The organism is Aliivibrio salmonicida LFI1238, assembly GCF_000196495.1.
Taxonomy (GTDB): domain Bacteria; phylum Pseudomonadota; class Gammaproteobacteria; order Enterobacterales; family Vibrionaceae; genus Aliivibrio; species Aliivibrio salmonicida.
Genome location: NC_011312.1, coordinates 857,315 through 881,452 on the forward strand (window position 1 = coordinate 857,315; position 24,138 = coordinate 881,452).

General features: G+C 40.2%; 24 protein-coding genes, 11 tRNA genes and 1 pseudogene. 11 read left to right on the plus strand and 25 right to left on the minus strand.

Going from position 1 to position 24,138, the window contains the following annotated elements; genetic code table 11:
• Positions 1–45: 45 nt before the first annotated feature.
• Positions 46–1,080, minus strand: a complete 1,035-nt coding sequence (locus tag VSAL_RS04290) for a phage major capsid protein, P2 family (RefSeq protein WP_012549569.1) — start codon at positions 1,078–1,080, stop codon at positions 46–48.
• Positions 1,081–1,131: 51 nt separating this feature from the next.
• Positions 1,132–2,004, minus strand: a complete 873-nt coding sequence (locus tag VSAL_RS04295) for a GPO family capsid scaffolding protein (RefSeq protein WP_012549570.1) — start codon at positions 2,002–2,004, stop codon at positions 1,132–1,134.
• 159 nt (positions 2,005–2,163) lie between these two features.
• Between VSAL_RS04295 and VSAL_RS04300 the strand changes: the two genes are divergently transcribed.
• Both VSAL_RS04300 and VSAL_RS24225 read left to right on the plus strand, forming a co-directional pair.
• Positions 2,164–3,930, plus strand: coding sequence for a terminase large subunit domain-containing protein (locus VSAL_RS04300; RefSeq protein ID WP_148234219.1), 1,767 nt, complete (start codon positions 2,164–2,166; stop codon positions 3,928–3,930).
• Positions 3,931–3,971: 41 nt separating this feature from the next.
• A pseudogene (locus tag VSAL_RS24225) lies at positions 3,972–4,920 on the plus strand (phage portal protein).
• Positions 4,921–5,139: 219 nt separating this feature from the next.
• Here the strand turns inward: VSAL_RS24225 and VSAL_RS04310 are convergent.
• The 6 genes from VSAL_RS04310 to VSAL_RS04335 form a co-directional block, all read right to left on the minus strand.
• Entirely contained in the window at positions 5,140–6,153 is a 1,014-nt protein-coding gene (locus VSAL_RS04310; protein ID WP_012549572.1) for a YdcF family protein, read from the minus strand.
• Positions 6,154–6,263: 110 nt separating this feature from the next.
• Positions 6,264–6,725, minus strand: coding sequence for a redoxin domain-containing protein (locus tag VSAL_RS04315; RefSeq protein WP_331386579.1), 462 nt, complete (start codon positions 6,723–6,725; stop codon positions 6,264–6,266).
• A gap of 183 nt (positions 6,726–6,908) precedes the next feature.
• Positions 6,909–7,706 (minus strand): N-acetylmuramoyl-L-alanine amidase, encoded by a 798-nt coding sequence (locus VSAL_RS04320; RefSeq protein WP_269447611.1) that lies wholly within the window; start codon positions 7,704–7,706, stop codon positions 6,909–6,911.
• Positions 7,707–7,952: 246 nt separating this feature from the next.
• Positions 7,953–8,330, minus strand: a complete 378-nt coding sequence (locus VSAL_RS04325; RefSeq protein WP_129546021.1) for a hypothetical protein — start codon at positions 8,328–8,330, stop codon at positions 7,953–7,955.
• Positions 8,320–8,535 (minus strand): hypothetical protein, encoded by a 216-nt coding sequence (locus tag VSAL_RS04330; protein ID WP_023604700.1) that lies wholly within the window; start codon positions 8,533–8,535, stop codon positions 8,320–8,322. The genes VSAL_RS04325 and VSAL_RS04330 overlap by 11 nt, the downstream gene beginning before the upstream one ends.
• Entirely contained in the window at positions 8,525–8,923 is a 399-nt protein-coding gene (locus tag VSAL_RS04335) for a M15 family metallopeptidase domain-containing protein (RefSeq protein WP_012549576.1), read from the minus strand. The genes VSAL_RS04330 and VSAL_RS04335 overlap by 11 nt, the downstream gene beginning before the upstream one ends.
• 135 nt (positions 8,924–9,058) lie before the next feature.
• On the opposite strand from VSAL_RS04335, the gene tnpA reads away from it, so the two are divergent.
• The 3 genes from tnpA (at position 9,059) to VSAL_RS04350 (ending at position 11,276) form a co-directional block, all read left to right on the plus strand.
• Positions 9,059–9,373: an IS66 family insertion sequence element accessory protein TnpA gene (gene tnpA, locus VSAL_RS04340; RefSeq protein WP_012548925.1), complete on the plus strand. Its 315-nt coding sequence runs from the start codon at positions 9,059–9,061 to the stop codon at positions 9,371–9,373.
• Positions 9,370–9,717, plus strand: a complete 348-nt coding sequence (tnpB, locus tag VSAL_RS04345) for an IS66 family insertion sequence element accessory protein TnpB (RefSeq protein ID WP_012548924.1) — start codon at positions 9,370–9,372, stop codon at positions 9,715–9,717. Before tnpA ends, tnpB begins: the two co-directional genes overlap by 4 nt.
• Before the next feature lie 71 nt (positions 9,718–9,788).
• Positions 9,789–11,276 (plus strand): IS66-like element ISVsa2 family transposase, encoded by a 1,488-nt coding sequence (locus tag VSAL_RS04350; protein WP_012549088.1) that lies wholly within the window; start codon positions 9,789–9,791, stop codon positions 11,274–11,276.
• 125 nt (positions 11,277–11,401) lie between these two features.
• Here VSAL_RS04350 and VSAL_RS04355 read toward each other — a convergent pair.
• The 16 genes from VSAL_RS04355 to lolB form a co-directional block, all read right to left on the minus strand.
• Positions 11,402–11,476, minus strand: a tRNA-Gln gene (locus tag VSAL_RS04355).
• 50 nt (positions 11,477–11,526) lie between these two features.
• Positions 11,527–11,611: transfer RNA gene (locus tag VSAL_RS04360), tRNA-Leu, on the minus strand.
• Between the two features lie 116 nt (positions 11,612–11,727).
• Positions 11,728–11,802 (minus strand) — tRNA-Gln (locus VSAL_RS04365).
• Positions 11,803–11,852: 50 nt separating this feature from the next.
• A tRNA-Leu gene (locus tag VSAL_RS04370) sits at positions 11,853–11,937 on the minus strand.
• Positions 11,938–12,053: 116 nt separating this feature from the next.
• Positions 12,054–12,128, minus strand: a tRNA-Gln gene (locus VSAL_RS04375).
• 50 nt (positions 12,129–12,178) lie between these two features.
• Positions 12,179–12,263, minus strand: a tRNA-Leu gene (locus VSAL_RS04380).
• Between the two features lie 76 nt (positions 12,264–12,339).
• Positions 12,340–12,416, minus strand: a tRNA-Met gene (locus VSAL_RS04385).
• 32 nt (positions 12,417–12,448) lie between these two features.
• Positions 12,449–12,533: transfer RNA gene (locus VSAL_RS04390), tRNA-Leu, on the minus strand.
• A 116-nt stretch (positions 12,534–12,649) separates the two neighbouring features.
• Positions 12,650–12,724: transfer RNA gene (locus VSAL_RS04395), tRNA-Gln, on the minus strand.
• 50 nt (positions 12,725–12,774) lie between these two features.
• Positions 12,775–12,859, minus strand: a tRNA-Leu gene (locus tag VSAL_RS04400).
• A 99-nt stretch (positions 12,860–12,958) separates the two neighbouring features.
• Positions 12,959–13,035 (minus strand) — tRNA-Met (locus VSAL_RS04405).
• 307 nt (positions 13,036–13,342) lie between these two features.
• Positions 13,343–14,434 carry a redox-regulated ATPase YchF gene (ychF, locus tag VSAL_RS04410; protein ID WP_012549577.1) on the minus strand — a complete coding sequence of 364 codons (1,092 nt, stop codon included), beginning with the start codon at positions 14,432–14,434 and terminating at the stop codon, positions 13,343–13,345.
• A gap of 19 nt (positions 14,435–14,453) precedes the next feature.
• Positions 14,454–15,044, minus strand: coding sequence for an aminoacyl-tRNA hydrolase (gene pth, locus VSAL_RS04415; protein ID WP_012549578.1), 591 nt, complete (start codon positions 15,042–15,044; stop codon positions 14,454–14,456).
• Positions 15,045–15,224: 180 nt separating this feature from the next.
• Positions 15,225–16,172 carry a ribose-phosphate pyrophosphokinase gene (locus VSAL_RS04420; RefSeq protein ID WP_023603623.1) on the minus strand — a complete coding sequence of 316 codons (948 nt, stop codon included), beginning with the start codon at positions 16,170–16,172 and terminating at the stop codon, positions 15,225–15,227.
• Positions 16,173–16,210: 38 nt separating this feature from the next.
• Positions 16,211–17,077, minus strand: coding sequence for a 4-(cytidine 5'-diphospho)-2-C-methyl-D-erythritol kinase (gene ispE, locus VSAL_RS04425; RefSeq protein ID WP_012549580.1), 867 nt, complete (start codon positions 17,075–17,077; stop codon positions 16,211–16,213).
• The gene (gene lolB, locus VSAL_RS04430; RefSeq protein ID WP_231850875.1) at positions 17,074–17,700 is read right to left on the minus strand and encodes a lipoprotein insertase outer membrane protein LolB; all 627 of its coding nucleotides are present in this window, start codon (positions 17,698–17,700) and stop codon (positions 17,074–17,076) included. The genes ispE and lolB overlap by 4 nt, the downstream gene beginning before the upstream one ends.
• 184 nt (positions 17,701–17,884) lie before the next feature.
• Here lolB and hemA point away from each other — a divergent pair, with 184 nt between their 5' ends.
• From hemA to kdsA, 6 genes are read left to right on the plus strand one after another with little or no spacing between them, the layout of a single operon-like run.
• Entirely contained in the window at positions 17,885–19,141 is a 1,257-nt protein-coding gene (gene hemA, locus VSAL_RS04435) for a glutamyl-tRNA reductase (RefSeq protein ID WP_012549582.1), read from the plus strand.
• Between the two features lie 39 nt (positions 19,142–19,180).
• Positions 19,181–20,269 (plus strand): peptide chain release factor 1, encoded by a 1,089-nt coding sequence (gene prfA, locus VSAL_RS04440; RefSeq protein WP_012549583.1) that lies wholly within the window; start codon positions 19,181–19,183, stop codon positions 20,267–20,269.
• On the plus strand, positions 20,269–21,135 hold the full coding sequence (gene prmC / locus VSAL_RS04445) for a peptide chain release factor N(5)-glutamine methyltransferase (protein WP_012549584.1): 867 nt from the start codon (positions 20,269–20,271) through the stop codon (positions 21,133–21,135). Before prfA ends, prmC begins: the two co-directional genes overlap by 1 nt.
• Positions 21,136–21,138: 3 nt before the next feature.
• Positions 21,139–21,519 carry a SirB2 family protein gene (locus VSAL_RS04450; protein ID WP_012549585.1) on the plus strand — a complete coding sequence of 127 codons (381 nt, stop codon included), beginning with the start codon at positions 21,139–21,141 and terminating at the stop codon, positions 21,517–21,519.
• A 2-nt stretch (positions 21,520–21,521) separates the two neighbouring features.
• Complete coding sequence (locus VSAL_RS04455; RefSeq protein WP_012549586.1) at positions 21,522–22,331, plus strand: SirB1 family protein; 810 nt, start codon at positions 21,522–21,524, stop codon at positions 22,329–22,331.
• An 11-nt stretch (positions 22,332–22,342) separates the two neighbouring features.
• Complete coding sequence (gene kdsA / locus VSAL_RS04460; RefSeq protein WP_012549587.1) at positions 22,343–23,197, plus strand: 3-deoxy-8-phosphooctulonate synthase; 855 nt, start codon at positions 22,343–22,345, stop codon at positions 23,195–23,197.
• A gap of 89 nt (positions 23,198–23,286) precedes the next feature.
• Here the strand turns inward: kdsA and cobA are convergent, their stop codons facing one another.
• Positions 23,287–24,069, minus strand: a complete 783-nt coding sequence (gene cobA, locus VSAL_RS04465; RefSeq protein WP_044583195.1) for a uroporphyrinogen-III C-methyltransferase — start codon at positions 24,067–24,069, stop codon at positions 23,287–23,289.
• Positions 24,070–24,138: the final 69 nt, after the last annotated feature.

Below are 24,138 nucleotides of genomic sequence, written 5' to 3' on the forward strand. Positions count from 1 at the left end.
TATTTTCTTGTTAACGTAAGCGCAGGCTTGTGAGGGGGGTGTTTCTTATACCCATTCACCATCAATCAATAATCTAACGTTATCGAATTCAACCGCGGCCGCTTTTTCCAATTGTTCAATGACGTAAGCCATGTTCATGGATTCAAAGTTTTCAATTTGATCGCGTTCGTCATTTCGTTTTGCTACCGCTCGACGAATGGAGCCTTCTTGAATGTAGATGGATAAGTTCTTATAGCTTGTGACGAGAATGCCGCTTGGTGGAAATCCAGGCACAGAGACCGCAGGTAAACCACCGTACGTACCAATAATCTGCATCTCTTCAATTTTGGCTTTTTCGCTTGGGGTATTGCCGTGTTTTACATAGAATTTTGCTTTTTCATAAGCGAGTAAATCTGAGCCGATAATGGCGATTAAATCTGGCGCATTTTCACACGCATCATGGAGTAATCCTTTTACGTTCATGACCGCCAAATCGAGGTTCACAAAGTCGCCACCTTCACCAATGCGGATTTCATTTTCGGTTTTACCCTGAACAAGAAGGGCGGCTGGATTGTGCTCACGAAGCGCTTGGAACCAGCCTTTGCACACATCCTCACCGTTTGGATTGGCTTTTGGATCGGTATTCGCTGCGCATTCTTTGCCGTAAAACCCGATGGTGATTTTGTTGGTGTCTATCTGCTCGCGCGTTTGCATTGAGATGATGATGGCGAAGTTCTTCATGTGCGCAAACGCATCTAACTGGTTGTAGCGCATATGAGTATCAAAGTTAATTTGCTCACACAGGTACGGCATTGCCTTTAGGTTAAAGACGGTTTTTGTTTTACGTGTAGTACCCTCTGATGTATCTGTACGACTGGCAATCATGCCAGTGACACCCAATCCTAACGCTTCGCCTTTTTGGTTACTGACGGAGATAATGTTGATCTTGCCAAGAAACCAGTTACTCTCACGAATTTGGGCAATGATCCGCTGTGTCTGTACGGGGGTAACACTGAATTTTTCAGTGACATCGCTGACACCGTATTTTTTAGCGACGGCTTTTGCGTACGCCGCCAGTACGACTTTTGTTGCTTCTTGCATAATCAATACTCGATAAAAATAAGAATACCCAGAGGACAATCATTCTGTTTGCTATAACCAGCGCTCAGCGTCGTCGTCACCGCCTTCACCCGCCAATAGACGTCCTTTTTCATCCGTCATGGCACTCAGTTTGGTGGTTAATTCACTCAGTTGAGTGGATAACGCGTCGACTTTTGCAGATAATTCGGTGTTACCTTCTGCAATGGCGTTAGATCCGTCCGCAGGAGGTGCCGGTGTTGTTGGGGTAAGCGATGTCTCGCCAACGTTGCCTACTGACAGTTTTTCAACCGCCGTAGCTAATATGTTTAATGCCGTCGCCACCGCTTCATTTTGCTCCGTGTTTTTTGTCAGTAACCCTTTCAGCTCTTCATTCATGTCGTTATCCTCTTCATTATTTTGCTCTTGATGGCGGTTACTACTCATAAAGCTCATGAGTTTAGTGATAAATGATCGTTCTTCTTGCTCGTCTAACACATTGCCCGTTAGCATTTTTTTGCTGATAGTGCTTCCCGTTGAAAGGAGATCTTTTCCTTTATCTTCGGGTCTTCTTGCCGAAAGGTGAATTTCGGTGGTTCCCAGAGACGCGGGGTCGTCCGTTAATGCCAATCCGGTTAAGTAATATTTTCCTGAGTCGGCGAAGTTTTTCTGAATTTCGCAGGAGGTATGCAGTAATTGACCTTCTTCAATGGTACTGAGCAGTTTTGAATTGGGTTTTAATATCGCCATTAATTGATTGCCACGTTTTTCAACTGACAGGACTGAGCCAAATTTTTCACCCCAATACCAGTGCTCTTCATTAATTCGAGCGTTGTAGCGCTCAGGATCGTACTGCTCGACGATGTCATCTATCACTTGTTGTTCAATATGACGACCATCAATGGTCGGCCCTGCGGTTAAAATACAAATTGGCTCTGACTGAAACATCCACGTGCTCTCCTGTGTTTTCTAAATTTAATGTAGTGAATCATTCCTCTCTTTAATAGCAGCCGTTTTTCTGTATCCCCCTATACAGAAAAACCAATGGCTGAGTCACGCCCTTATTTGTAGCACTCTATGTTGAGCCTGAGTAAAACGCAGAGAAATATGAAAGAGAAAACCAAGCGCAGTAATGACATCCCCATTTATACCCAAGAGCAAACACTCGCCTTGGGGTATTACTTACGTCAGTACGAAACTAAAGAGATCGCTGAGGAAACGAACGTCAATCCACGCACCGTTCAGCAATGGATAGCCAAATTTGGGTGGAAGAAAATGCGCGATGATTCGCCGGTGGAATTAATGCTGCGCCAACGCATTGCCTATTTGTTGTGGATTGATAGAAAACACGCTGAGCAGTTGGCTGAGCTTGAGATGTTACTTGAGCAAAAATACAAACGAGACAGGGCGGCGGAGTACAAAAAAAGAAAAGCCAGTCATGCCGACGGTGGTGATGCACCGGCTCGAGGGCGACCAAGTAACAAAGTTAAAAATGACGTATCTGGGATCACGGCTGAGATGCTTTCTGAGTATTACGAGACGAAATATTTTCAATATCAGAAAGACATTCATGCGCATAAAGGCGATGAGCGCATTAATGAGCAGCGATTTTATTTGAAGTCACGCCAAATTGGGTTAAGTGATTATTTCTCATTTGAGGCGTTTGAAGATGCGGTACTGACAGGGGATAACCAGGTCTTTATTTCCGCCTCTCGTAAGCAGGCTGAGATATTCAAAAATTACATCAGAAAGTTCGCGCTGCAGATTGGCGGTGTGGAATTAAAAGGCAAAGACAGCATTACGTTGAGCAATGGCGCTGAGTTTCATTTCATGTCAACCAATGTGTTTACCAGTCAGGGCTTTAACGGTCATATGTATTATGACGAAGTTTTTTGGATGCCTAATTTTCAACGATTGGATGATTATGCGGGTGGAATGTCCATCCAGGCACAGTATCGAACTACGTACTTATCAACACCGTCATCAACGGCCCACGAAGCGTACCCTAAATGGACGGGACCAAAAGACAAAGGGATTGATATCAGCCACAAAGCCCTTAAAAAAGGGGCAATGGGTGTGGATGGCGTTTTCCGTCAAATGATCACGGTGGATGATGCCATCAAAGGAGGCGCGACCTTCTTTAATATGGATAAGTTACGCCGTAAATACCCGATAAAAAGTATTTTTGATAACGTGCTTCGTTGTGTGTTTTTAGATGATTCTGCGTCATTTTTCAATATCAAAGCCTTACTCGCCTGCAAAACCGATACGTCAAAATGGAAAACCATTGATATGGGGAAATGTCGACCTGCAGGCGATCTTGAGGTGTTGGTCGGTTACGATCCAAGAGGGGGCGGACAAGCGGATGGCTCGGATGACGCGGGGTTAGTTATTTCATTAAAACCCCTTAAAAAAGGCGGTGTGTTTCGATTCTTGGAGCGCATTAGATTGAAGGGCTCAAGTTATGAAGAGCAGGCCAAGGCCATTGAGGGCATCACTGAAAAATACCATGTTGTGCATTTAGAGATGGATACCAGTGGTGTTGGCTCCGCGGTGGCTGAGCTGGTCAGAAAGTTTTACCCAAGTTTAAAGGAAGTGAATTACAGCCCCGAAGTTAAACGGATGATGGCGTATAAAGCGCGTGAAATTATTAATGCGGGCCGCCTTCAATTTGATGACAGTTGGGATGATGTGGTTCATTCCTTTTTGATGATACGACAACACACCACTAAGGCCAGCAATCAGATCACGATGATATCAACGCGAACAAAACGAGGCTCTCATGCTGATTTAGCCTGGGCTGCAATGCATGTATTGCATTGGGAGCCGATTGACATTTTAAATGACCATTCAACGACCGTTTCATTCTCATAGGGGAGCGTATTTTGATTACATTTGACACACCAGAAAGCGTCATGAGCGCCGACATTCTTAATTATATGGAGGTGGCTCTTGTTAATGGATTGTATGAGCCACCCATTCCACTTGATACTTTAGCCAAGGCCGTAAGAGCAAACCCAATGCATGGCTCTGCACTGTATGTGAAAGGTAACATGGCAAGCAGCTCTGTCACGCTATTATCACAAATGAAAAAACGGGATTTTAGACGTTTTATGGCTGATTTTTTAACGTTTGGTAATGGGTATTTGCAGATTGTTCGCAATGGGTTTCGTGAGATTGTGGCCATCAAGCACTTGCCTGCGTTATTCATGCGTCGTAAAGAGAATACAGATGAATATTGTTATAAGCCCAAAGAGTTCAGTGATGAGGGGCGAGTCGATTATCGTGCTGGGCAAGTCTTCCATTTAACGGAATACGATGTGTGCCAAGAGCTCTACGGTTTACCGCAATACATTGGCGCACTGAGTTCAATTTGGTTGAATGAAGATGCGACCTTGTTTCGCCGTAAATACTACATCAATGGATCTCATGCGGGGTATTTGCTCTACATGAATGATCCAAATCTCACGAAAGAACAAGAAAGAACAAGAAAGAGAAATTAAACAAAAGCTGTCCAAAGGAGGGGCTTTTCAAAACTTATACGTAAACGCAAAAGGAAAGGACGGTAAAAAGCCAGAGCTGACACCGATTGGTCAGGTGGAAGCAAAAGATGCGTTTAAAGACATTAAGAGCATGACAACGAATGATGTCCTGGCGAGTCATCGTATTCCGTTGGAGTTAATGAGTATTGTTCGAGAGGGGTTTACTTCAAGCAGTGATTTGAACAAAGTGGATCGTGTTTTTTATAAAAACGAACTGGTGCCTCTGTTGGAGTTAGTGAGTGAATTGAATGAATTTGTTGGGATGGATGTTATTACGATTAAAGACTATGAAGGGTTGGACGGTCCTTCTAAGGCGGCATAGTGCAAGCAAAAAAAAGCCCAATACCTTTTAAGGGTTGTATTGGGCTGGGACAATTATCGTGATGCTGTCAGGTGTATCCCTAATAGAGCTAGGCTATTGCAATTAAAAATATGTAGTTATGAAGATCTCCCGATTTATCGTTATCATCGACAACTAGGATATCGATGATAACGTTATGGGTTTTAATTTTGTGTCAGAGGCTACTAGATGCGATATAATCTATTGATTATTATCTAAGCCTTCATAACATTGACTGAATTTATTCGTAAATTTATCGACATTATCTTTATATAATCCATGCTCTAATAATATTTCATTCAGAATCGCACATGGCTTACCTGTTAAATTTTGACTTTTAAATTTATGTCTATTAATGCTATAACGGTTATATCGGAGTAACTCCATAAATTGTTCGTTAGAATCAGACTTAATTTCCTTACCAATAAGGTTTTTAAGTATTTTATCTTCATCAGGATTAGTTATTCCATCAGGGAGTAAAGGGGCAAGTAAAACAGATATGGTATAACTCTCTGGGAAGATACGTGAAAAATTAAATAAAGAACGCATAGCGTGGTAGTTATTCGTTATAACTAACCAATTTTTTATTTTATTTAATGATGGATTTTCTTGAATTGTAAAATAAGAAAACTCCGCATTTCCAACAGTATCTAACGATTCTGATTCTTTATACATACGTTTTGTTTCTATCCCTTTATCTTTCAGATAATCGTACATATAGTCAGCTTCTATAACATTATTTTTTCGACCTTTACCTGATAATATAATAGGCATGTTTGGATATTTAATCGCTAGCGTATAAGCCTGATTTAATCGACTCTCCAAAATACCTAATTTAGGCGTTGACCCCAAGACAATCAGTCCATTAGGCTTATAATTATTATTTCTTCTTGGTATGATTTTTCCCGTGTTATTCTTAACTGTATTATATGCATAATCAATAATATTACGCTGATCATCAGCCAGTTTATTGACCACATCCGTCGTACCTATCGTTGGTGAAAAATGTTGCATATTTATTTTTTCAGATTCAATGTTATCGTAAAGAGAGAATACAGCATCAAAATCCCCTGAGATGATGTCGGCCCTCACACTATGACTCGATATCATAATATTATTCAAATTTTGAATTCTCTTACTTAATGGAGAATCTACAGATGCGTATGTGTTAAAAGTAAAAGCCATTAAAACTAATGCAATTAAGTTCTTTTTCATAAAACCTCAATAATGATTATTTAAATTAATAGAATTGGTTTGTTTATCTTTAAGTATGAAGGTAATTGTCGCAATCAGTACTTATAAGAGAAAATATTCAAACTAATAATTTATTCATAGTTCAACCTAACATTATAAGTGCCACGAATAGGATAATTATTTTCACGGATAAATTTTATTCCTGAAAGTATCGAATTGATATCAGGACGAGCGAACGGTGCATTTGATATATCTATTATTTGTACTCTACCTTCAGAGTTAATAATAAATAAAGCAGGTTCAGAAAAGACATGATCGGTTTCACTCATGCCATCAGGTTTAACTCGAGGCATAGAGATATAAAGACCAAGTCGCATCATATGACCGGCTTTCATTCCATGGGCTATTGGGTAGGTAATGGATAGTTTTTTACTATGCTCATGTACTTGCGCCCTGTCATCAGCAGACACAGCAATAATATCAATACCTAGTTTTATAAAATCATTTTTATATTTTTCGATTTCATTCAAATAATTTGTGCATAAAGGGCAGTGTTCACCGCGATAGACTATTACCATTTTCCAATCTCCCACTTTTTGTGGGGTGCCAATATCAACGGTATTTCTAATTCTATTACCATTAAATTAAGGCAGTTTAATTTTAGGAAACGTATCACCAGCATTAAATTTGATTGATGAGGTTAATGTAGGTTCCATAGTAAAATCCTTAATTTTAAAACTTAGATTAATGTTTGTTCTTTTGTGTTCAATGTTGCGCTATTTAAAATATTTTTCAACGAGTGCAAACAGTATGGAGAGGGTTTCAAGATCCGCTACCCCAGTAGTTCTTCGAGGTCTAAAGTGCAATTGAAACGCACGAACAAGCAGTGAATATTCACCGTCAACGGCATAACCATATTTTTTAAAGGCAGCTAATATGTCCTTTTTATCAGGTAAGCCAGTGCTGAGTTTAGTGGTGTATTTTTGTTTTTTGTCTTCGTCATACCAAGCCCCAACCCCCTCATCGTAAAGTGCTTTCCATGGAAAAGCAGGGCCTGGATCGACCTTTCTTCCGACGGCGATATCACTGTGACCGACGACGTTAGTCGGTGAGAGATCTGGGTATCGTTGCAATATATTTTTTGATAGGGATATTAGTGCTTGAATTTGAGTTGGGCTATAAGGTGGAAAAGTAAACACTCCTTTATCATCAGAAGCTTCATTAACTATTTCAATCCCAATAGAAGAATCATTTAACCCATTACGTCCCGCCCATGAGCTGACGCCTGCGTGCCAAGCCCTTTCATTTTCATCGACTAAATTAAAGATCCTCATATCCCCAAAACCTGCGTTTTGATAAGTGATATCTAAAGGGTTAGGGACGAGGTAATGAGCACTTACGGTTGCCTCTTTTCCTGTTAATGCGTTAATGGATGCGGAGAAATTAATAGCCGTATAATGCATAACAAGAAAACGAACTCTGCGGTTGTAACTGGAAACAGAGCGATAAGAATTATAATCAATATGACACATCGTATTTACCAATGTTGTTGTAAGTGAAATTACAATAAACATCTTTTTTTTTAATACAACACAATACAATATAATGCAATTCCTAACATAAATTTGACAAATCAAAGGGTTTTTTTTCTCAAATAAATTGTCTAGTACAACTTTTTGGCTAAGATACGCTGCTTTGCTCTACAGGCTTGATATAAGATTATAATGTCCTTTTTCCACTGAAAGTGGGCGGCACTATCAGCGCTCTCTGGTACGGGAAGAGGAGGGCAAGGTTCAGACAGCATGCTGTCAATATGTTTATTAATGGGTGTTGGCAAGGTGAGTGAGTCGTTGTAGCTCGCGCAGCTCGTCAGCATCAATACCAACAACATACTCACTGCTTTGTTGTTCATGCTCTTCTTCCTTGTTATGGTGCGGTTGTGTTAATAATACTGATCCTGTGTTTGTTTCAACACGCTTAATAAAATCAGTTTGTTTTGTCATAAATTCACGGATAACTCTTTTATCATTGTTAATAGTTGTATTGGCTTTCTTAATCGCAATATTGATTTGTTCTAAGTGCTGAGTTTGTATTTTATTCATCGTCATCGAAAAACCGTTGTTATATCCTTCGCGATAGACTCCAACAAGCAGCGTAACGAGAGCGACGATAGTTATCAGCACAAATCTAATCGGCATTGAGTCGTTTTCCTGTATCCATGTAGAACTTGCAGAATCCAATGAATACACCGGTGATGGCCGCGTATTGCACTAGAGCAAATTCACTGTGTTGGTTAATAGGGATAGAGAAAAAATAAGTATTAAACTCTACCCACATGTACCCCACAAAGAGACTCATTAATCGTGGCCATACCCGCCATGCATCAAACTGTTTAGGCGTCATTACTCGCTAACTCAAAATGCATTAAGTCATCAAAGGTATTGTCTTTGAGATCGAAGTCTCTGTCCCAATCGCCGCCCCAACGAATAGCGATCCCCATTGAGGCACCGACACCCATCACAATGCCCGCAAAATAACTGAAACGTTCACGATCATCTTCATCGTATGGATACGGGGTTGCATCGACAGCCTCGCTTGGTAATGAGTTATGTTTACTGTTTGGGTATCGAACTTGAGTGTTGGTACTTGGCAGCGCATTTTGCTCTTCCTTTGTTCGATGGCCGCAAAGAATAGAGCAGTCACAAATCTCAAGAACGCGAGTAAATACGGTTATTAAATCAGGGTGGCAAGTGGCCAATCGTGACGCACTTTTTTTGCTGAATTTATTCATTATATCGCCTTAATTGCAACCATCGTTGCAATAATGAGTGAGGATAGAATTAGTGTAAGCGTGCGGGGAACTACACCTAACAAATAAAATTCATTATGCGTATCTTACGATCTTTCATTTAACGAGAACGTAATTATGCAAAAAGATAAAAAGAGAACACCAGAGCAATGGCACGCTCTATTTGAATCTCAGCAATCTAGCAAGCTTAGTGCCGCTGAATTTTGTCGTAACCATAATATTCTGCCAAAGACATTTAGTGCACGTAAAGCACGATGGAAACAAAAGATTAACGCTTCTACTTTCTTGAAAGTAGAAGCGTTAACATCAACTATCATCGCCACTCCACAATTACCAGATATTCAACTTTCTATCGGAAAATTGCGATTAACATTGCCAGCTAATACTGAACCTCACTGGATAGGACTCTTATTAAAAGGGTATCAATCATGAATGTATTTACTGATGTTTCCACCATTTATCTTCATCGTGATTTTGTCGATTTTCGCAAGGCCATTAATGGCCTTGTCGTGATTGTTGAGCAAGAAATGCAACTATCACCGTTTAGTGATGCTCTATTTATATTTTGCAATAAGCCTCGTGATAAACTCAAAATATTGTATTGGGATAAAACAGGATTCGCTTTATGGTACAAGCGATTAGATGAAGACCGCTTCAAATGGCCACGAAATATAAATAACGATACGTTAGCATTATCAGAGCAGCAACTGACACTGCTATTACAAGGTTTTGATATCTTAGGACATCAACCGGTACATTATCAAACAACCCTTTAAATAGTTGATTCTCAGTCAAGAATAGGAGGCAACCGATTGATTACCTGTATTATCGTTATATAGTCATCTACATGACTGATAAAATAAAACCACTTCCTGATACCATTGACGAGCTGAAAGCACTTGTGCTTCAGCTTGAAAATAAATATAACCGTCTTCTAGAGCAATTTCGGCTGGCTCAACATCAGCGCTTTGGTAAAAGCAGTGAATCTGACTCGACTCAATTTGATTTATTCAATGAAACAGAAGAAGAAATCATCATTGAAAATGATGACACACAAACGATTACCTACACTCGTCAAAAGCCAAAACGCCAACGCTTACCTGAAGACTTACCGCGTACTGTTATTATCCACGACATAAAAGATAAAACTTGTAAGTGTTGCGGTCTAGAGATGCATGCGATGGGTAAAGACATCAGTGAAAAGTTGGAATTTGTACCAGCTAAAGTGGAAGTTATTCAACATGTTCGTCCTAAATATGCTTGCCGAAATTGTGAAAAAAACAATACTTCAGTAGACATTAAACAAGCCCCAATGCCAGCGTCACCAATCCCTAAAGGGATTGCGACCGCAAGTTTACTTGCTCAAATTATTACGGCTAAATTTCAATACAGTCTTCCACTTTATCGTCAAGAAACGTTATTTCAGCAATGGGGTATCATTATTGGACGGCGAACGATGGCGGATTGGTTAATAAAATGCTCGGTACTATTTACCCCTCTTAATAACGAGTTACATCGTATTTTGCTTGAACAACCCACTCTGCATTGTGATGAAACAACGGTAAATGTGTTGGATGTTGAAAAAGCAAAATGTTATATGTGGGTCTACTGCTCTGGCTATGATTCTCCAGGCTCTGGTGTTTTGCCTGGAATTGTACTTTATGATTATCAATCTAGCAGGCATGGCTACCATCCAGTTAACTTTTTAAAAGGTTATAACGGGTATTTACATACCGATGGTTACCAAGGTTATGAACAAACTGAAGCGATGTTAGTTGGCTGTTGGGCACACGCACGTCGACGATTTATTGAGGCTCAACGTGTTCAAGTAAAAGGGAAAACAGGGAGTGCAGATTGGGTATTGAGTAAAATCCAAAAGCTATACCGGATCGAATCGTTATTAAAAGAGGCTTCCCCTGAAGCCAAGTATGTTGCTAGGCAGACAGAAGCCCGCGATTTACTTAAAGAGCTCCGTGATTGGCTTGATAGCGCAGTTAGTCGAGTATCACCTAAAACAAAATTAGGTGAGGCGATTAGCTATACATTAAATCAATGGGATAAATTAGTTCGTTATATTGATGATGGATTGTTATCTATTGATAACAATCGAGCAGAGCGAGCGGTTAAACCGTTTGTTATCGGCCGGAAAAACTGGTTATTTTCGGGTTCAACGGCTGGTGCAGATTCAAGTGCAATGCTTTACAGCATTGTAGAAACAGCAAAGGCAAACGGATTAATCCCTTACGATTATATTAGGTATTGTCTAGATCGTTTATGTGTTGGATCGCCAGATATCGATTCACTTTTACCTTGGAATGTAAAAGACAAGGTGTAGTTCCCCGCACGCTTACCATTAATACGATTTAGCTTTAGAAGCAGAAGCAAGGAAAAGAGCGATCTTTAAGAAGAATGTACAGACGAAAAAAAAGCCCATCAAATTAATGATGAGCTTTTTTAAAGTGGTTGGGATACCTGGATTTGAACCAGGGAATGCCGGCATCAAAAGCCGGTGCCTTACCGCTTGGCGATATCCCAACAGAGAAGATTACGTTAGTAATTAAACTAAGATAATGCCTCTTTAAATATGGTGCGGACGGAGAGACTTGAACTCTCACACCTTACGGCGCCAGAACCTAAATCTGGTGCGTCTACCAATTCCGCCACGTCCGCGTTCTTCTAGTTGTTAATTAAAACAAAGAGTAGAAATTTTTTATAGTTAGAAGACGAATTGGAGAGTCTTTCTAACGTTGTCATAATTAATCAGGTTGCATCAATTATGTAAATAGTGGTTGGGATACCTGGATTTGAACCAGGGAATGCCGGCATCAAAAGCCGGTGCCTTACCGCTTGGCGATATCCCAACAGAGAAGATTACATTAGTAATTAAACTAAGATAATGCCTCTTTAAATATGGTGCGGACGGAGAGACTTGAACTCTCACACCTTACGGCGCCAGAACCTAAATCTGGTGCGTCTACCAATTCCGCCACGTCCGCGTTCTTCTAGTTGTTAATTAAAACAAAGAGTAGAAATTTTTTATAGTTAGAATACGAATTGGAGAGTCTTTCTAACGTTGTCATAATCAATCAGGTTGCATCAATTATGTAAATAATGGTTGGGATACCTGGATTTGAACCAGGGAATGCCGGCATCAAAAGCCGGTGCCTTACCGCTTGGCGATATCCCAACAGAGAAGACTACGTTAGCGATTAAACTAAGGTAATACCTCTTTAAATATGGTGCGGACGGAGAGACTTGAACTCTCACACCTTACGGCGCCAGAACCTAAATCTGGTGCGTCTACCAATTCCGCCACGTCCGCGTTCTATAACTCGCTTAAGCAAGTCATAGATATTTCGTATTTTAATCGGTGAATGGTAAACCAATTAAAAGTTGTATGGTGGCTACTACGGGATTTGAACCTGTGACCCCATCATTATGAGTGATGTGCTCTACCCAGCTGAGCTAAGTAGCCAATGACTATTTTTAATAAAACAGTCAAAAATATGGTGCGGACGGAGAGACTTGAACTCTCACACCTTACGGCGCCAGAACCTAAATCTGGTGCGTCTACCAATTCCGCCACGTCCGCGTTCTTCTAGTTGTTAGTTAAAACAAAGAGTAGAAATTTTTTATAGTTAGAAGACGAATTGGAGAGTCTTTCTAACGTTGTCATAATCAATCAGGTTGCATCAATTATGTAAATAATGGTTGGGATACCTGGATTTGAACCAGGGAATGCCGGCATCAAAAGCCGGTGCCTTACCGCTTGGCGATATCCCAACAGAGAAGATTACGTTAGCGATTAAACTAAGATAATGCATCTTTAAATATGGTGCGGACGGAGAGACTTGAACTCTCACACCTTACGGCGCCAGAACCTAAATCTGGTGCGTCTACCAATTCCGCCACGTCCGCGTTCTACTATTTGATTATTAAGGGCTATCGCCACTTAATCTGCAAAGAGTAGATATTCTATATTTTAATCGACGATTGGTAAATCAATTAAAAGTTGTATGGTGGCTACTACGGGATTTGAACCTGTGACCCCATCATTATGAGTGATGTGCTCTAACCAGCTGAGCTAAGTAGCCAAATTGTTTCTTTATTTCTTTCTCATCTCTCATTCGCCTTAGCGGTGAGGACGGAGCGCATTATGCGTATCTGAGGCTTATGCGTCAACACTTTTTTGAAAAAAACATAAAATCTTTGCGTGTTCGAACGGATTTTAATCAAAGCGTGCTTTTTATATGCAAATCAGAGTGAATAAGAACAAAAGAATAAGAATAAGGATGGAAAACAAGAAGTGAGTGTTGATGCATTACTAAGGATTAAAATCATTTAAGTGGTTGAAATCTAGGTGACTAATAAAAAGGCCAGCAAATATGCTGGCCTTTTTTATTATACGTTGAAGCGGAAATGTACAACATCACCATCTTTAACGATGTAATCTTTACCTTCTAGACGCCATTTACCGGCTTCTTTAGCGCCACTCTCACCGCTAAATTCAATAAAGTTGTCGTAACCTACAACTTCTGCACGAATAAAGCCTTTTTCAAAGTCAGTGTGGATCTTACCTGCCGCTTGTGGTGCCGTAGCTCCAACAGGAATAGTCCAAGCGCGAACTTCTTTAACGCCAGCCGTAAAATATGTCTGCAGAGCAAGTAGATCATAACCAGAACGAATTACACGGTTTAGACCAGGCTCTTCAATGCCCATATCAGCAAAGAATTCTTCACGATCTTCATCATCAAGTTCAGACAGTTCTGATTCAATCGCAGCACATACTGCAACAACTACGTTGTTTTCTGCTGTTGCATAATCACGAACAAGATCTAAGAATGGATTATTTTCAAAACCATCTTCAGCAACGTTAGCAATATACATTGTTGGTTTTAACGTTAGGAAGTTAAGGTAAGAAACCGCTGCAACTTCTTCTTTTGAAAGTTCAACAGTACGAGCCATGCCACCTTCTGTAAAAACAGGTAATAGCTTTTCAAGTACTGAAATTTCAAACTTAGCCGTTTGATCGCCGCCTTTTGCTTTTTTCGCTTGACGCAGGATCGCACGTTCACATGAATCTAAATCGGCAAGAGCAAGCTCAAGATTGATAATTTCAATGTCTTCAATTGGTGATATTTTACCAGCAACGTGAATGATATTGTCATCTTCAAAACAGCGAACAACATGACCAATCGCATCAGTTTCTCGGATGTTAGCAAGGAATTTATTACCTAGACCTTCACCTTTAGATGCGCCCGCAACTAAACCAGCAATATCTACAAATTCCATTGTAGTAGGAAGAACACGTTCTGGATTTACGATTTTAGCTAATACATCTAAACGTAGATCAGGAACAGGAACCACACCGGTGTTTGGTTCAATAGTACAGAAAGGGAAGTTTGCTGCTTCGATTCCAGCTTTAGTTAGTGCGTTAAACAGTGTTGATTTACCAACGTTTGGAAGACCAACGATTCCGCATTTAAAACCCATGATGTAAACCTTATCTTTGTTATTCAGCTTTGAATGTGTGTAAACGATTTTGTGCTTTACTTAGTCCGTCTTTAAGTAAGATATCTAAGCAACGAGTAGATTCATCTACTGCTGCATCGATCAACTCTTGCTCTTTAGTCGGCGCTTTCCCTAATACAAAACCGGCAACTTTGTCTTTATGGCCAGGATGGCCAATGCCAATACGAAGGCGATAAAACTCTTTCGTATTCGCTAATTTACTAATGGTGTCACGAAGACCATTATGGCCACCATGCCCGCCACCTTTTTTAAATTTAGCAACACCAGGAGGAAGATCTAATTCATCATGAGCGACGAGGATCTCTTCTGGTTTTATTTGGTAAAACTTAGCAATCGAAGCAATGGCTTTTCCTGATAAGTTCATAAATGTTGTAGGGATTAGTAATCGAAGATCCTGACCATTGGTTTGAATTCGACCTGTTAATCCAAAAAACTTAGCTTCTTCACGCATTGGAATGTTATGAATGCGAGCGAGTTCTTCAACTACCCATGCCCCAGCATTATGGCGAGTTCTTTTGTACTCAAGGCCGGGGTTTGCTAGTCCAACAAGAAGTTTGATCTGATTACTCAAAGAATTATCTCTCTATCTTGGATACTAATATGATTAATGAACTTGTTTAGCGCTGAGAGCTAAAGACAATTAATGATATTAGTATGTACCATTAAAAAGGCGCGCCATATTACCACAAGAATTCCAAATACAAAAACGCCCCGCAATAGCAGGGCGTTTGGATATTGTTTTTGTTTGAAATTAGTGATCAAACATTGCCGATATAGACTCTTCGTTGCTAATGCGACGAATTGCTTCAGCTAGCATACGAGATAGGCTTAGTTCAGTTACTTTGCCTGTCGCTGCCATCTCTTTAGATAGAGGGATTGAATCCGTTACAACAACTTGGTCTATTACTGAGTTTGCAATGTTATGTGCAGCAGTGCCAGAGAAAACAGCGTGAGTTGCGTAAGCGAATACACGTTTTGCGCCGCGTTCTTTTAGTGCTTCAGCTGCTTTACATAATGTGCCGCCCGTATCGATCATGTCATCAACGATAACACAGTCACGGCCGTCAACATCACCAATAAGGTTCATTACTTCTGAAACGTTAGCACGTGGACGACGCTTATCAACGATAGCGATGTCTACATCACCTAATGCTTTAGCAGTAGCACGGGCACGTACAACACCACCTAAATCAGGAGAAACAACAACAGGGTTTTCTAAACCACGAGTACGCATATCATCAAGTAATACTGGAGTACCGAAGATGTTATCTACTGGTACGTCGAAGAAACCTTGAATTTGTTCAGCGTGTAAGTCGATAGTTAAAACGCGGTCAACACCAACGTTTGAAAGCATATCAGCAATAACTTTTGCAGTGATTGGTACACGAGCAGAACGTACACGACGGTCTTGACGAGCATAGCCAAAGTAAGGAATTACCGCAGTAATACGACCTGCAGAAGCACGGCGAAGTGCATCGATCATTACTACTAATTCCATGATGTTGTCATTAGTAGGAGCACACGTAGACTGGATAATGAATACATCACTACCACGTACGTTTTCGTTAATTTGAACGGCTACTTCACCGTCAGAAAAACGATCTACAGTAGCGTCGCCAAGTGAAATGTATAGTCGTTCGGCGATACGTTGGGCAAGTTCAGGAGTTGCATTACCAGTAAATAGCTTCATGTCAGGCACGGTGGAAACCTCAGGGTTGCGTCCAAATTGTGAGAATTTTATATGTTGCATAATGATTTATACTCTTCCAACGCTTGGTTGAGTGGTGAAGTATTTCTACCTCGGGTGATAAATCCAGTTGCGTTATCAGGAATTAATGAAAAAACGTGTTGTGCTTCTTTTTCGTTAATAAACTCAGCGAAAACACAAGCGCCTGTTCCAGTCAATCTTGATGGTGCATATTCTAACAGCCATGAAAGTTGGTAATCAACCTCTGGATACACTCTTCTGACAATTTTTTCGCAATCGTTTTCGTAAGAGGCACTTAAAAGTACGTTAAGTGGCTGTTTTGCTGTATTTCTAATCAATTCTGGGTGAGAGAATACATCAACAGTTGCGATACTCACTTCTGGTTTTATTAATACGTACCATAACTCTTTAGGGTTGGCCGGTTGTAATTTTTCACCAATACCCTCTGCAAAGGCGGAAAAACCATGAACAAAAATAGGAACGTCAGCGCCTAGAGTGACCCCTAAATCGGCCAATTCTTTATTCGTGAGATTTAGATCCCATAAGAAATTAAGTGCAACTAACGTTGTCGCTGCATTCGATGAACCACCGCCAATGCCACCGCCAATGGGTAATATTTTTTCTAGTTCAATATGAGCACCAAGAGGACACAGAGTGTGTTCTTGTAGCTGCGTTGCTGCTTTCCAGATTAAATTATCTTTTTTCTCTACACCGGGAATCGGAGGAGAAAGCGTGATCTCTCCTGAATCGTTAGGGGTAATCGTTAGGTGATCACAAAGATCGATAAATTGAAAAAGGGTCTGTAATTCATGATAACCATTATCATGCTGCCCATTTATATACAGGAATAAATTGAGTTTAGCTGGAGAAGGCCAGCGAGTTGCTGTCGTTATCATTGAGATATAATCCAATTTGAAGCAATGATTTTTATTGTGGTGTCTTTTTGTGTCAATTTCATTGAATTCGGCAGCAGTAACCCATTGGTTTCGATATAGCTGTTATATCTAAGATGCCAATTGGTTTGACTGATTTGTTTTGATAGGTGCTCTACGGTATTTAATTCATTGAGTTCAAATGCATCTGCAGAGGTTGGTAACCCTTTAAGCCAATCACTTAGGTAGGCGATAGGAATTGTCATGCCCGTTAATCCGTATAGTAAGCGTCCCGGATCATTACCTTCAAATTTCTTACCATCGCCGGTTTCAATGGTGGCTTTATTTTTGGATAACGTCAGTTTCATTATGGTTTGCCCAAGAAATGTGGTGAGCAACAATTGACTGTTATCTTCCTTTTGAGTCCATTGGAAGTTGAGGCTGTGGCGTTGTTCTAGGTCTTGATATCCAATTTTCCCTGTCACTTTATACTGAGTTAATTGCTCAATATTAGATTGATGTTTATTCCAATTAGTTGACTGTTGTGGGGTTAATGGGGTCGTAGAACAAGCGCTGAGAAAAAACAGCAGAAAGAAAACGGAAGCAAAAAAAGAAAGAGGACGGCGTAGCATAAATAAAGAACTCACTGTTAATTCGAGACAGATTATAGGATTGTATCAAATCCATTGATTGTTTGGGTATCAAGATTTACACAATAAGTAGGTTAAATATCACTAATTTTCGATGTAGAAGCTCTGATGCCTTTTAAAATTCGGCTTCATCAAGTAAAATCCGCCCTTGTTATTTTTCTAAATTGGTCTTGTTTGCCGAATGTCATTGCTTGTTATTGGAATTAATCATACTTCAGCCACAGTTGATTTACGTGAGAAAGTTGCCTTTTCTCCTGATAAATTAACCAAAGCGCTAGATGAATTAAAAAACAGTGATGCAATTAAAAGTGGCGTAATTTTATCGACCTGTAATCGCACTGAAATCTACTGTGAAGTGAAATTAGGCATTAGCAGTGGCTACGTCATCAATTGGCTCGCTGAATTTCATCATGTGGCATTAGATTTACTCATGCCGAGTATTTATATCTATGAAGAACAAGCCGCCGTTAAGCACCTTATGCGAGTGTCTTGTGGTTTGGATTCTTTGGTTCTCGGAGAGCCTCAAATTCTTGGGCAAGTAAAAAAAGCGTTTGCTGATGCTAGAGAACACAATGCGGTTGAAGGTGTCGTTGAAAAATTATTTCAAAGTGACTTTTCAGTCGCTAAACGAGTCCGTACTGAAACGAATATTGGTGGTAACGCGGTGTCTGTTGCTTATGCAGCATGTACATTAGCTCGACAAATATTTGAGTCTCTTGCTGAATCAACTGTCATGTTGGTTGGAGCAGGAGAAACCATTGAATTAGTCGCGAAACATTTAAATGATGCCGGCTGTAAACAATTGATTGTGGCGAATAGAACTCGAGAAAGAGCCATGATATTAGCCGACCAATTTAATGCTGATGTGATCAGCCTGCCCGAGATCCCTGAGCACCTTTCTAAAGCGGATATCATTATTAGCTCAACCGCCAGTCCGTTACCTATTATCGGTAAAGGAATGGTTGAAAGCGCACTAAAACAGCGCAGACACCAACCTATGTTATTTGTGGATATTGCGGTTCCGCGTGATATCGAAAGTGAAGTCGCGGATCTTAATGACGTCTACTTGTATTCAGTTGATGATCTTAAATCGATCATTGACCATAATATTGAACAACGAAAAATTGAAGCGATTCAAGCTGAAGCGATAGTCAGTGAAGAAAGTGCAGGGTTTATGACGTGGATACGTTCTCGTCAAGCTGTTAACAGTATTCGCCAATACCGAGAGAATTCAGAATCTATTCGTATCGAATTATTGCAAAAAAGTATTCAGGCCCTAGCTTCTGGTCAAAATGCAGAAAAAGTTTTAGCAGAATTAAGCAATAAATTAACGAATAAACTCATTCATGCACCAACACTTGCGATGCAGCAGGCCGCCAAAAATGGTGAGCCGGACAAACTTGCTGTGATCCGTACCAGTATTGGTCTAGACAACTAAGTGTAGCTTCTGCTACCAACATAAAGAATCAATTATAATATGAAAGCATCAATTCGAGTAAAATTGGAAACGCTGGTTGAGCGTTATGAAGAAGTACAGCATTTATTGGGGGATCCAGGTGTTATTGGTGATCAAAATAAATTCCGTGCGTTATCTCGTGAATACTCTCAACTGGAAGAAGTAACACAATGCTTCCAAGCGTATGAAAAAGTACAAGAAGATCTTGTTGCTGCTCAAGAAATGGCACAGGAAGATGATGCTGAAATGCGCGAAATGGCGCAAGACGAAATTAAAGAAGCGAAAGAAGCAAGTGAACGTCTAACGGATGAATTACAAGTGCTTCTTATTCCAAAAGATCCAAATGATGAACGTAACTGTTTCTTAGAGATCCGTGCCGGTGCTGGTGGTGATGAAGCGGGTATTTTTGCGGGGAACCTTTTCCGTATGTATTCTCGTTTTGCTGAGAAAAAAGGGTGGCGTATTGAGGTCATGAGTTCTCATGCTTCAGAACAAGGCGGCTTTAAAGAAATGATTGCAAAAGTAAGCGGCGATGGCGCTTATGGTATATTGAAATTTGAATCAGGTGGTCACCGAGTTCAACGTGTACCAGAAACTGAATCGCAAGGTCGTGTGCATACTTCAGCGTGTACTATTGCTGTAATGGCTGAAATTCCAGAAGCGGATTTACCCGAGATTAAATCGTCTGATTTGAAAATTGATACTTTCCGTTCATCAGGAGCTGGTGGTCAGCACGTTAACACCACCGATTCCGCTATTCGTATTACTCACTTACCAACGGGTACCGTTGTAGAGTGTCAAGATGAGCGTTCACAGCATAAAAACAAAGCAAAAGCGATGTCGGTTCTTGCTGCCCGTATTATTCAAGCTGAAGAAGCTCGTCGTGCCGCAGTTGTTTCTGATACGCGTCGTAATCTATTAGGTTCGGGTGACCGTTCAGACCGTATTCGTACGTACAACTACCCACAAAGTCGTGTGTCTGATCACCGTATTAACCTGACTATCTACCGTTTGAATGAAGTGATGGAAGGGGATCTAGCGGCGTTGATTGAACCTGTCGTATTAGAATATCAAGCTGATCAACTAGCGGCTTTAGCTGAACAAAACTAATGAGCATTTCTATTGAAGCGCTATTAATGCGTTCAATTCAATTGCTGAAACTTGAGGGGAGTGATTCTCCTCAAGTTGATGCTGCTGTATTGCTGTGTCATGTTTTAGATAAGCCAAGAAGCTACTTACTTACTTGGCCTGAAAAGCTCGTCGCTGAAACCGAATACAATGCATTTGAATCATTATTATCTCGACGCCTTTCTGGTGAACCAATCGCTTACATTATTGGTTATCGAGAGTTTTGGTCATTACCGTTAAAAGTCTCGCCAACAACATTAATTCCTCGTCCTGATACTGAACGTTTGGTAGAAGTTGCGTTAGAGCATCTATCGCCATCATCTGAAAAGGTATTGGATTTGGGGACGGGAACAGGAGCCATTGCATTAGCTATCGCCTCTGAAATGCCTGATATGTGTGTTATTGGTGTTGATTATCAATATGACGCGGTTGCGTTAGCGAAAGATAATGCCAAAGACAACAATATATTGAATACTGAATTTCGTCAGGGAAGTTGGTTTGATCCGATTAGAATGGATGAACAGTTTTCAATTATTGTGAGTAACCCGCCTTATATTGATGGGAATGATCCCCATTTGTCTCAAGGTGATGTACGGTTCGAGCCTCAAACCGCTTTGGTTGCTGAGAAAGAAGGTTTTGCGGACTTAATCCATATTATGGAGCACAGTCGTACTCATTTAGTTGAGAACGGTTGGTTATTAATGGAACATGGCTTTGAACAAGGTAAGCAATTACGTGATTACTTTGAAGAATATGGCTTCATTAATGTTAAAACAGAACAAGATTACGCTGGCAATGATCGAGTTACATTAGGTCAGTGGATCACAAACACAGAGAATAAAGGATAATTCATGTATACCGCTGTTAAACACATTCACTTATTTATGATCGCTTGTAGCGTACTATTATTTATCGTTCGTTATGCGTTAATGATGGTTGATTCCGATCTTCGTAATAAAGCTTTTTTTAAACGAGTGCCTCACGTTGTTGATACGGCAATGCTATTAAGTGGCGTTGCACTTATTTTTATTACTGGATTCATTCCATTTACAGGTGCGGCTCCTTGGTTAACTGAGAAATTGACTTGTGTTTTGGTTTATATCGCTCTGGGGTTTGTCACTCTAGGAAACAGTAAAAACAAAGTATTTAAAACATTTGCCTTTCTTGGCGCATTAGGTTGGTTAATGGTTGCAGCTAATATTGCGATGACGAAAGCAACATTTCTGGGGTAAATATGTTTCAGTTGCTTGATGAAAATTTAGAAGACCTTAGCCTTGTTGAAGGTGCATTAGCTCTAAATTTAGCCATTAATCCAGATATACAAAGACAGCGTGTTGATATTAAACTGCGAGAAATGTGTATTGAAGCAGAGCAAACGCTTGTTCACGAACCAACTGATGAGCAGCGTTTAGAGCGATTAATTCAACTGTTTTATGTTGAGTGGGGCTACCAAGGTGATGTTTATACGTATTTTAATTCAGAGAATGCGTTTATTGATCATGTGCTTGAAAGTAAAAAAGGGATCCCGGTAACGTTAGGGGCGATTTTTTTACATATTTGTCAGTATGTGAATTTACCTGTGAGTGCGATTAATTTCCCCACTCAGTTAGTTTTACAGGTTGAATGGCCAAATCAAGCACCCCGTTACTTAAACCCTTTTGATGGACAATATGTTAGTACGCATTTAATGACGGCATGGCTAATTGGCTATGGTGGACCATTGGCTGAGATCTTGCCGATACATTTAGAGAAAATAGATAATCCAACATTAGTCGGCCGTTTATTAGCGGTGATTAAAACGGCATGCATTAGAGAGCGTAAATTTTCATTTGCTTTAACTTGCAGTGATCTCGCATTGAATGTCGTGCCCGATGATCCTTTTGAAATTCGTGATAGAGGCTTAATCTATCAACAGCTACACTGTAATGATGTAGCGAAAACCGATTTAATCTATTTTATTGAACAGTGCCCTAATGATCCATCGACCTTGATGATGAAAGAGCAAGTTCAATTATTAGAACAACACCCTACCGTTCTCCATTAAGAGTGAAGATAATGCAAAATCAAAAAACAGTAAAAATTGGCAATATCGATGTAGCAAATGATAAGCCGTTTACCTTATTTGCAGGTATGAATGTATTAGAGTCTCGTGATTTGGCTATGCGCATGTGTGAGACTTACGTAGAGATCACTGATCGATTAGGCATCCCATACGTATTTAAAGCGTCTTTTGATAAAGCAAACCGTTCGTCAGTTCATTCGTACCGTGGTCCTGGTATGGAAGAAGGTCTAAAGATTTTTCAAGAATTGAAAGATACGTTTGGTGTGAAAATCATTACGGATATTCATACAGAGGCACAAGCTCAACCTGTTGCTGATGTGGTGGACGTTATTCAACTTCCTGCTTTCCTTGCTCGTCAAACTGATTTAGTTGAGACAATGGCTAGAACGGGTGCTGTCATTAACGTGAAAAAACCACAATTCATGAGCCCTGATCAAGTCGGCAATATTGTTGATAAGTTTGCTGAGTGTGGTAATGAAAATATCATTCTTTGTGAGCGTGGTTCATGCATGGGTTATGACAACCTAGTGGTTGACATGCTTGGCTTTGGTGTGATGAAAAAAGTATCAAATGGCAGCCCAATCATTTTTGATGTGACGCATTCTTTACAGAATCGCGATCCAAGTGGTAAAGCATCTGGTGGTCGTCGTTCACAAACGGTTGAACTTGCTAAAGCAGGTTTAGCGACGGGTATTGCTGGGTTATTTATTGAAGCTCACCCAACGCCAGATAAAGCACTGTGTGACGGTCCTTCTGCATTACCATTAGATCAACTAGAACCTTTCTTAAAACAAATGAAAGCGTTAGATGACTTAATTAAAGGCTTTGAGCACATCGATATTAAATAATATTGTTGCGAGTCTATAAATAAAAAAGCCTAAGAGATTTTCTTGGGCTTTTTTGTATTTAGAATAGGGCGTGCTTACTTATTTATTCATTACTCAGCATTTGTTGGAGTAAACCAATCTAACTTATGATGCAATGTAGTTACGCTACCGACGACAATTAAAGAAGGACTAATCGCATTTTTTGCCATTTGAGCTAATTCTGAAATAGTACCGGTAAAGACTTTTTGTTTTTGAGTCGTACCACGTTCAATAATAGCGCAAGGGGTATCCGCAGCTAAACCGTGCTCGATCAGTTGAGTTGAAATATGAGACGATTGTTTTAGTCCCATATAAAATACCAGAGTGTTGTTTGAACGAACCAATGCATCCCATTCAATTTCAGCCCCATCTTTTTGGACATGAGCCGTAATAAATTGCACGCTTTGAGCATGATCTCGATGTGTTAGTGGGATCCCTGCATAAGAGGTCGCGCCTGCTGCGGCTGTAATACCAGGAACGACTTCAAATCGAACCCCATTTTCTGCAAGCGTTTCTAATTCTTCACCACCACGGCCAAAGATAAAAGAATCTCCCCCCTTAAGGCGAACAACGTGTTTACCTTCTTGGGCTTTATCAACCAATATTTGATTAATTTTGTCTTGAGGGACGAAATGAAAATCGAGTTTCTTACCGACATAAATCATTTCAGCAGTATCATTTGCGAGCGCTAAGATTTCTTTAGAGACAAGGCGATCATACACAACCACATCGGCTTGTTGTATTAAGCGGTAACCTTTTACGGTTAAGAGATCGGCATCACCAGGACCTGGACCAACAAGAGAAACAAATCCGTTTTGTTTTTTTTGCTCAGACTGAGCTTGAATACTTGGCATAATAGGGTTCCAGAATAATATGATGAATATTGATGCTGACTCCATTATGTAAGAGTCGATAAAAAAAAT

Coding starts and splice junctions, on each gene's coding strand:
- VSAL_RS04290 (WP_012549569.1), bottom strand. CDS start 1,080: ATGCAAGAAGCAACAAAAGTCGTACTGGCGGCGTACGCAAAAGCCGTC.
- VSAL_RS04295 (WP_012549570.1), bottom strand. CDS start 2,004: ATGTTTCAGTCAGAGCCAATTTGTATTTTAACCGCAGGGCCGACCATT.
- VSAL_RS04300 (WP_148234219.1), top strand. CDS start 2,164: ATGAAAGAGAAAACCAAGCGCAGTAATGACATCCCCATTTATACCCAA.
- VSAL_RS04310 (WP_012549572.1), bottom strand. CDS start 6,153: ATGAAAAAGAACTTAATTGCATTAGTTTTAATGGCTTTTACTTTTAAC.
- VSAL_RS04320 (WP_269447611.1), bottom strand. CDS start 7,706: ATGTTTATTGTAATTTCACTTACAACAACATTGGTAAATACGATGTGT.
- VSAL_RS04325 (WP_129546021.1), bottom strand. CDS start 8,330: ATGCCGATTAGATTTGTGCTGATAACTATCGTCGCTCTCGTTACGCTG.
- VSAL_RS04330 (WP_023604700.1), bottom strand. CDS start 8,535: ATGACGCCTAAACAGTTTGATGCATGGCGGGTATGGCCACGATTAATG.
- VSAL_RS04335 (WP_012549576.1), bottom strand. CDS start 8,923: ATGAATAAATTCAGCAAAAAAAGTGCGTCACGATTGGCCACTTGCCAC.
- tnpA (WP_012548925.1), top strand. CDS start 9,059: ATGCAAAAAGATAAAAAGAGAACACCAGAGCAATGGCACGCTCTATTT.
- tnpB (WP_012548924.1), top strand. CDS start 9,370: ATGAATGTATTTACTGATGTTTCCACCATTTATCTTCATCGTGATTTT.
- VSAL_RS04350 (WP_012549088.1), top strand. CDS start 9,789: ATGACTGATAAAATAAAACCACTTCCTGATACCATTGACGAGCTGAAA.
- ychF (WP_012549577.1), bottom strand. CDS start 14,434: ATGGGTTTTAAATGCGGAATCGTTGGTCTTCCAAACGTTGGTAAATCA.
- ispE (WP_012549580.1), bottom strand. CDS start 17,077: ATGATAACGACAGCAACTCGCTGGCCTTCTCCAGCTAAACTCAATTTA.
- hemA (WP_012549582.1), top strand. CDS start 17,885: ATGTCATTGCTTGTTATTGGAATTAATCATACTTCAGCCACAGTTGAT.
- prfA (WP_012549583.1), top strand. CDS start 19,181: ATGAAAGCATCAATTCGAGTAAAATTGGAAACGCTGGTTGAGCGTTAT.
- prmC (WP_012549584.1), top strand. CDS start 20,269: ATGAGCATTTCTATTGAAGCGCTATTAATGCGTTCAATTCAATTGCTG.
- VSAL_RS04450 (WP_012549585.1), top strand. CDS start 21,139: ATGTATACCGCTGTTAAACACATTCACTTATTTATGATCGCTTGTAGC.
- VSAL_RS04455 (WP_012549586.1), top strand. CDS start 21,522: ATGTTTCAGTTGCTTGATGAAAATTTAGAAGACCTTAGCCTTGTTGAA.
- kdsA (WP_012549587.1), top strand. CDS start 22,343: ATGCAAAATCAAAAAACAGTAAAAATTGGCAATATCGATGTAGCAAAT.
- cobA (WP_044583195.1), bottom strand. CDS start 24,069: ATGCCAAGTATTCAAGCTCAGTCTGAGCAAAAAAAACAAAACGGATTT.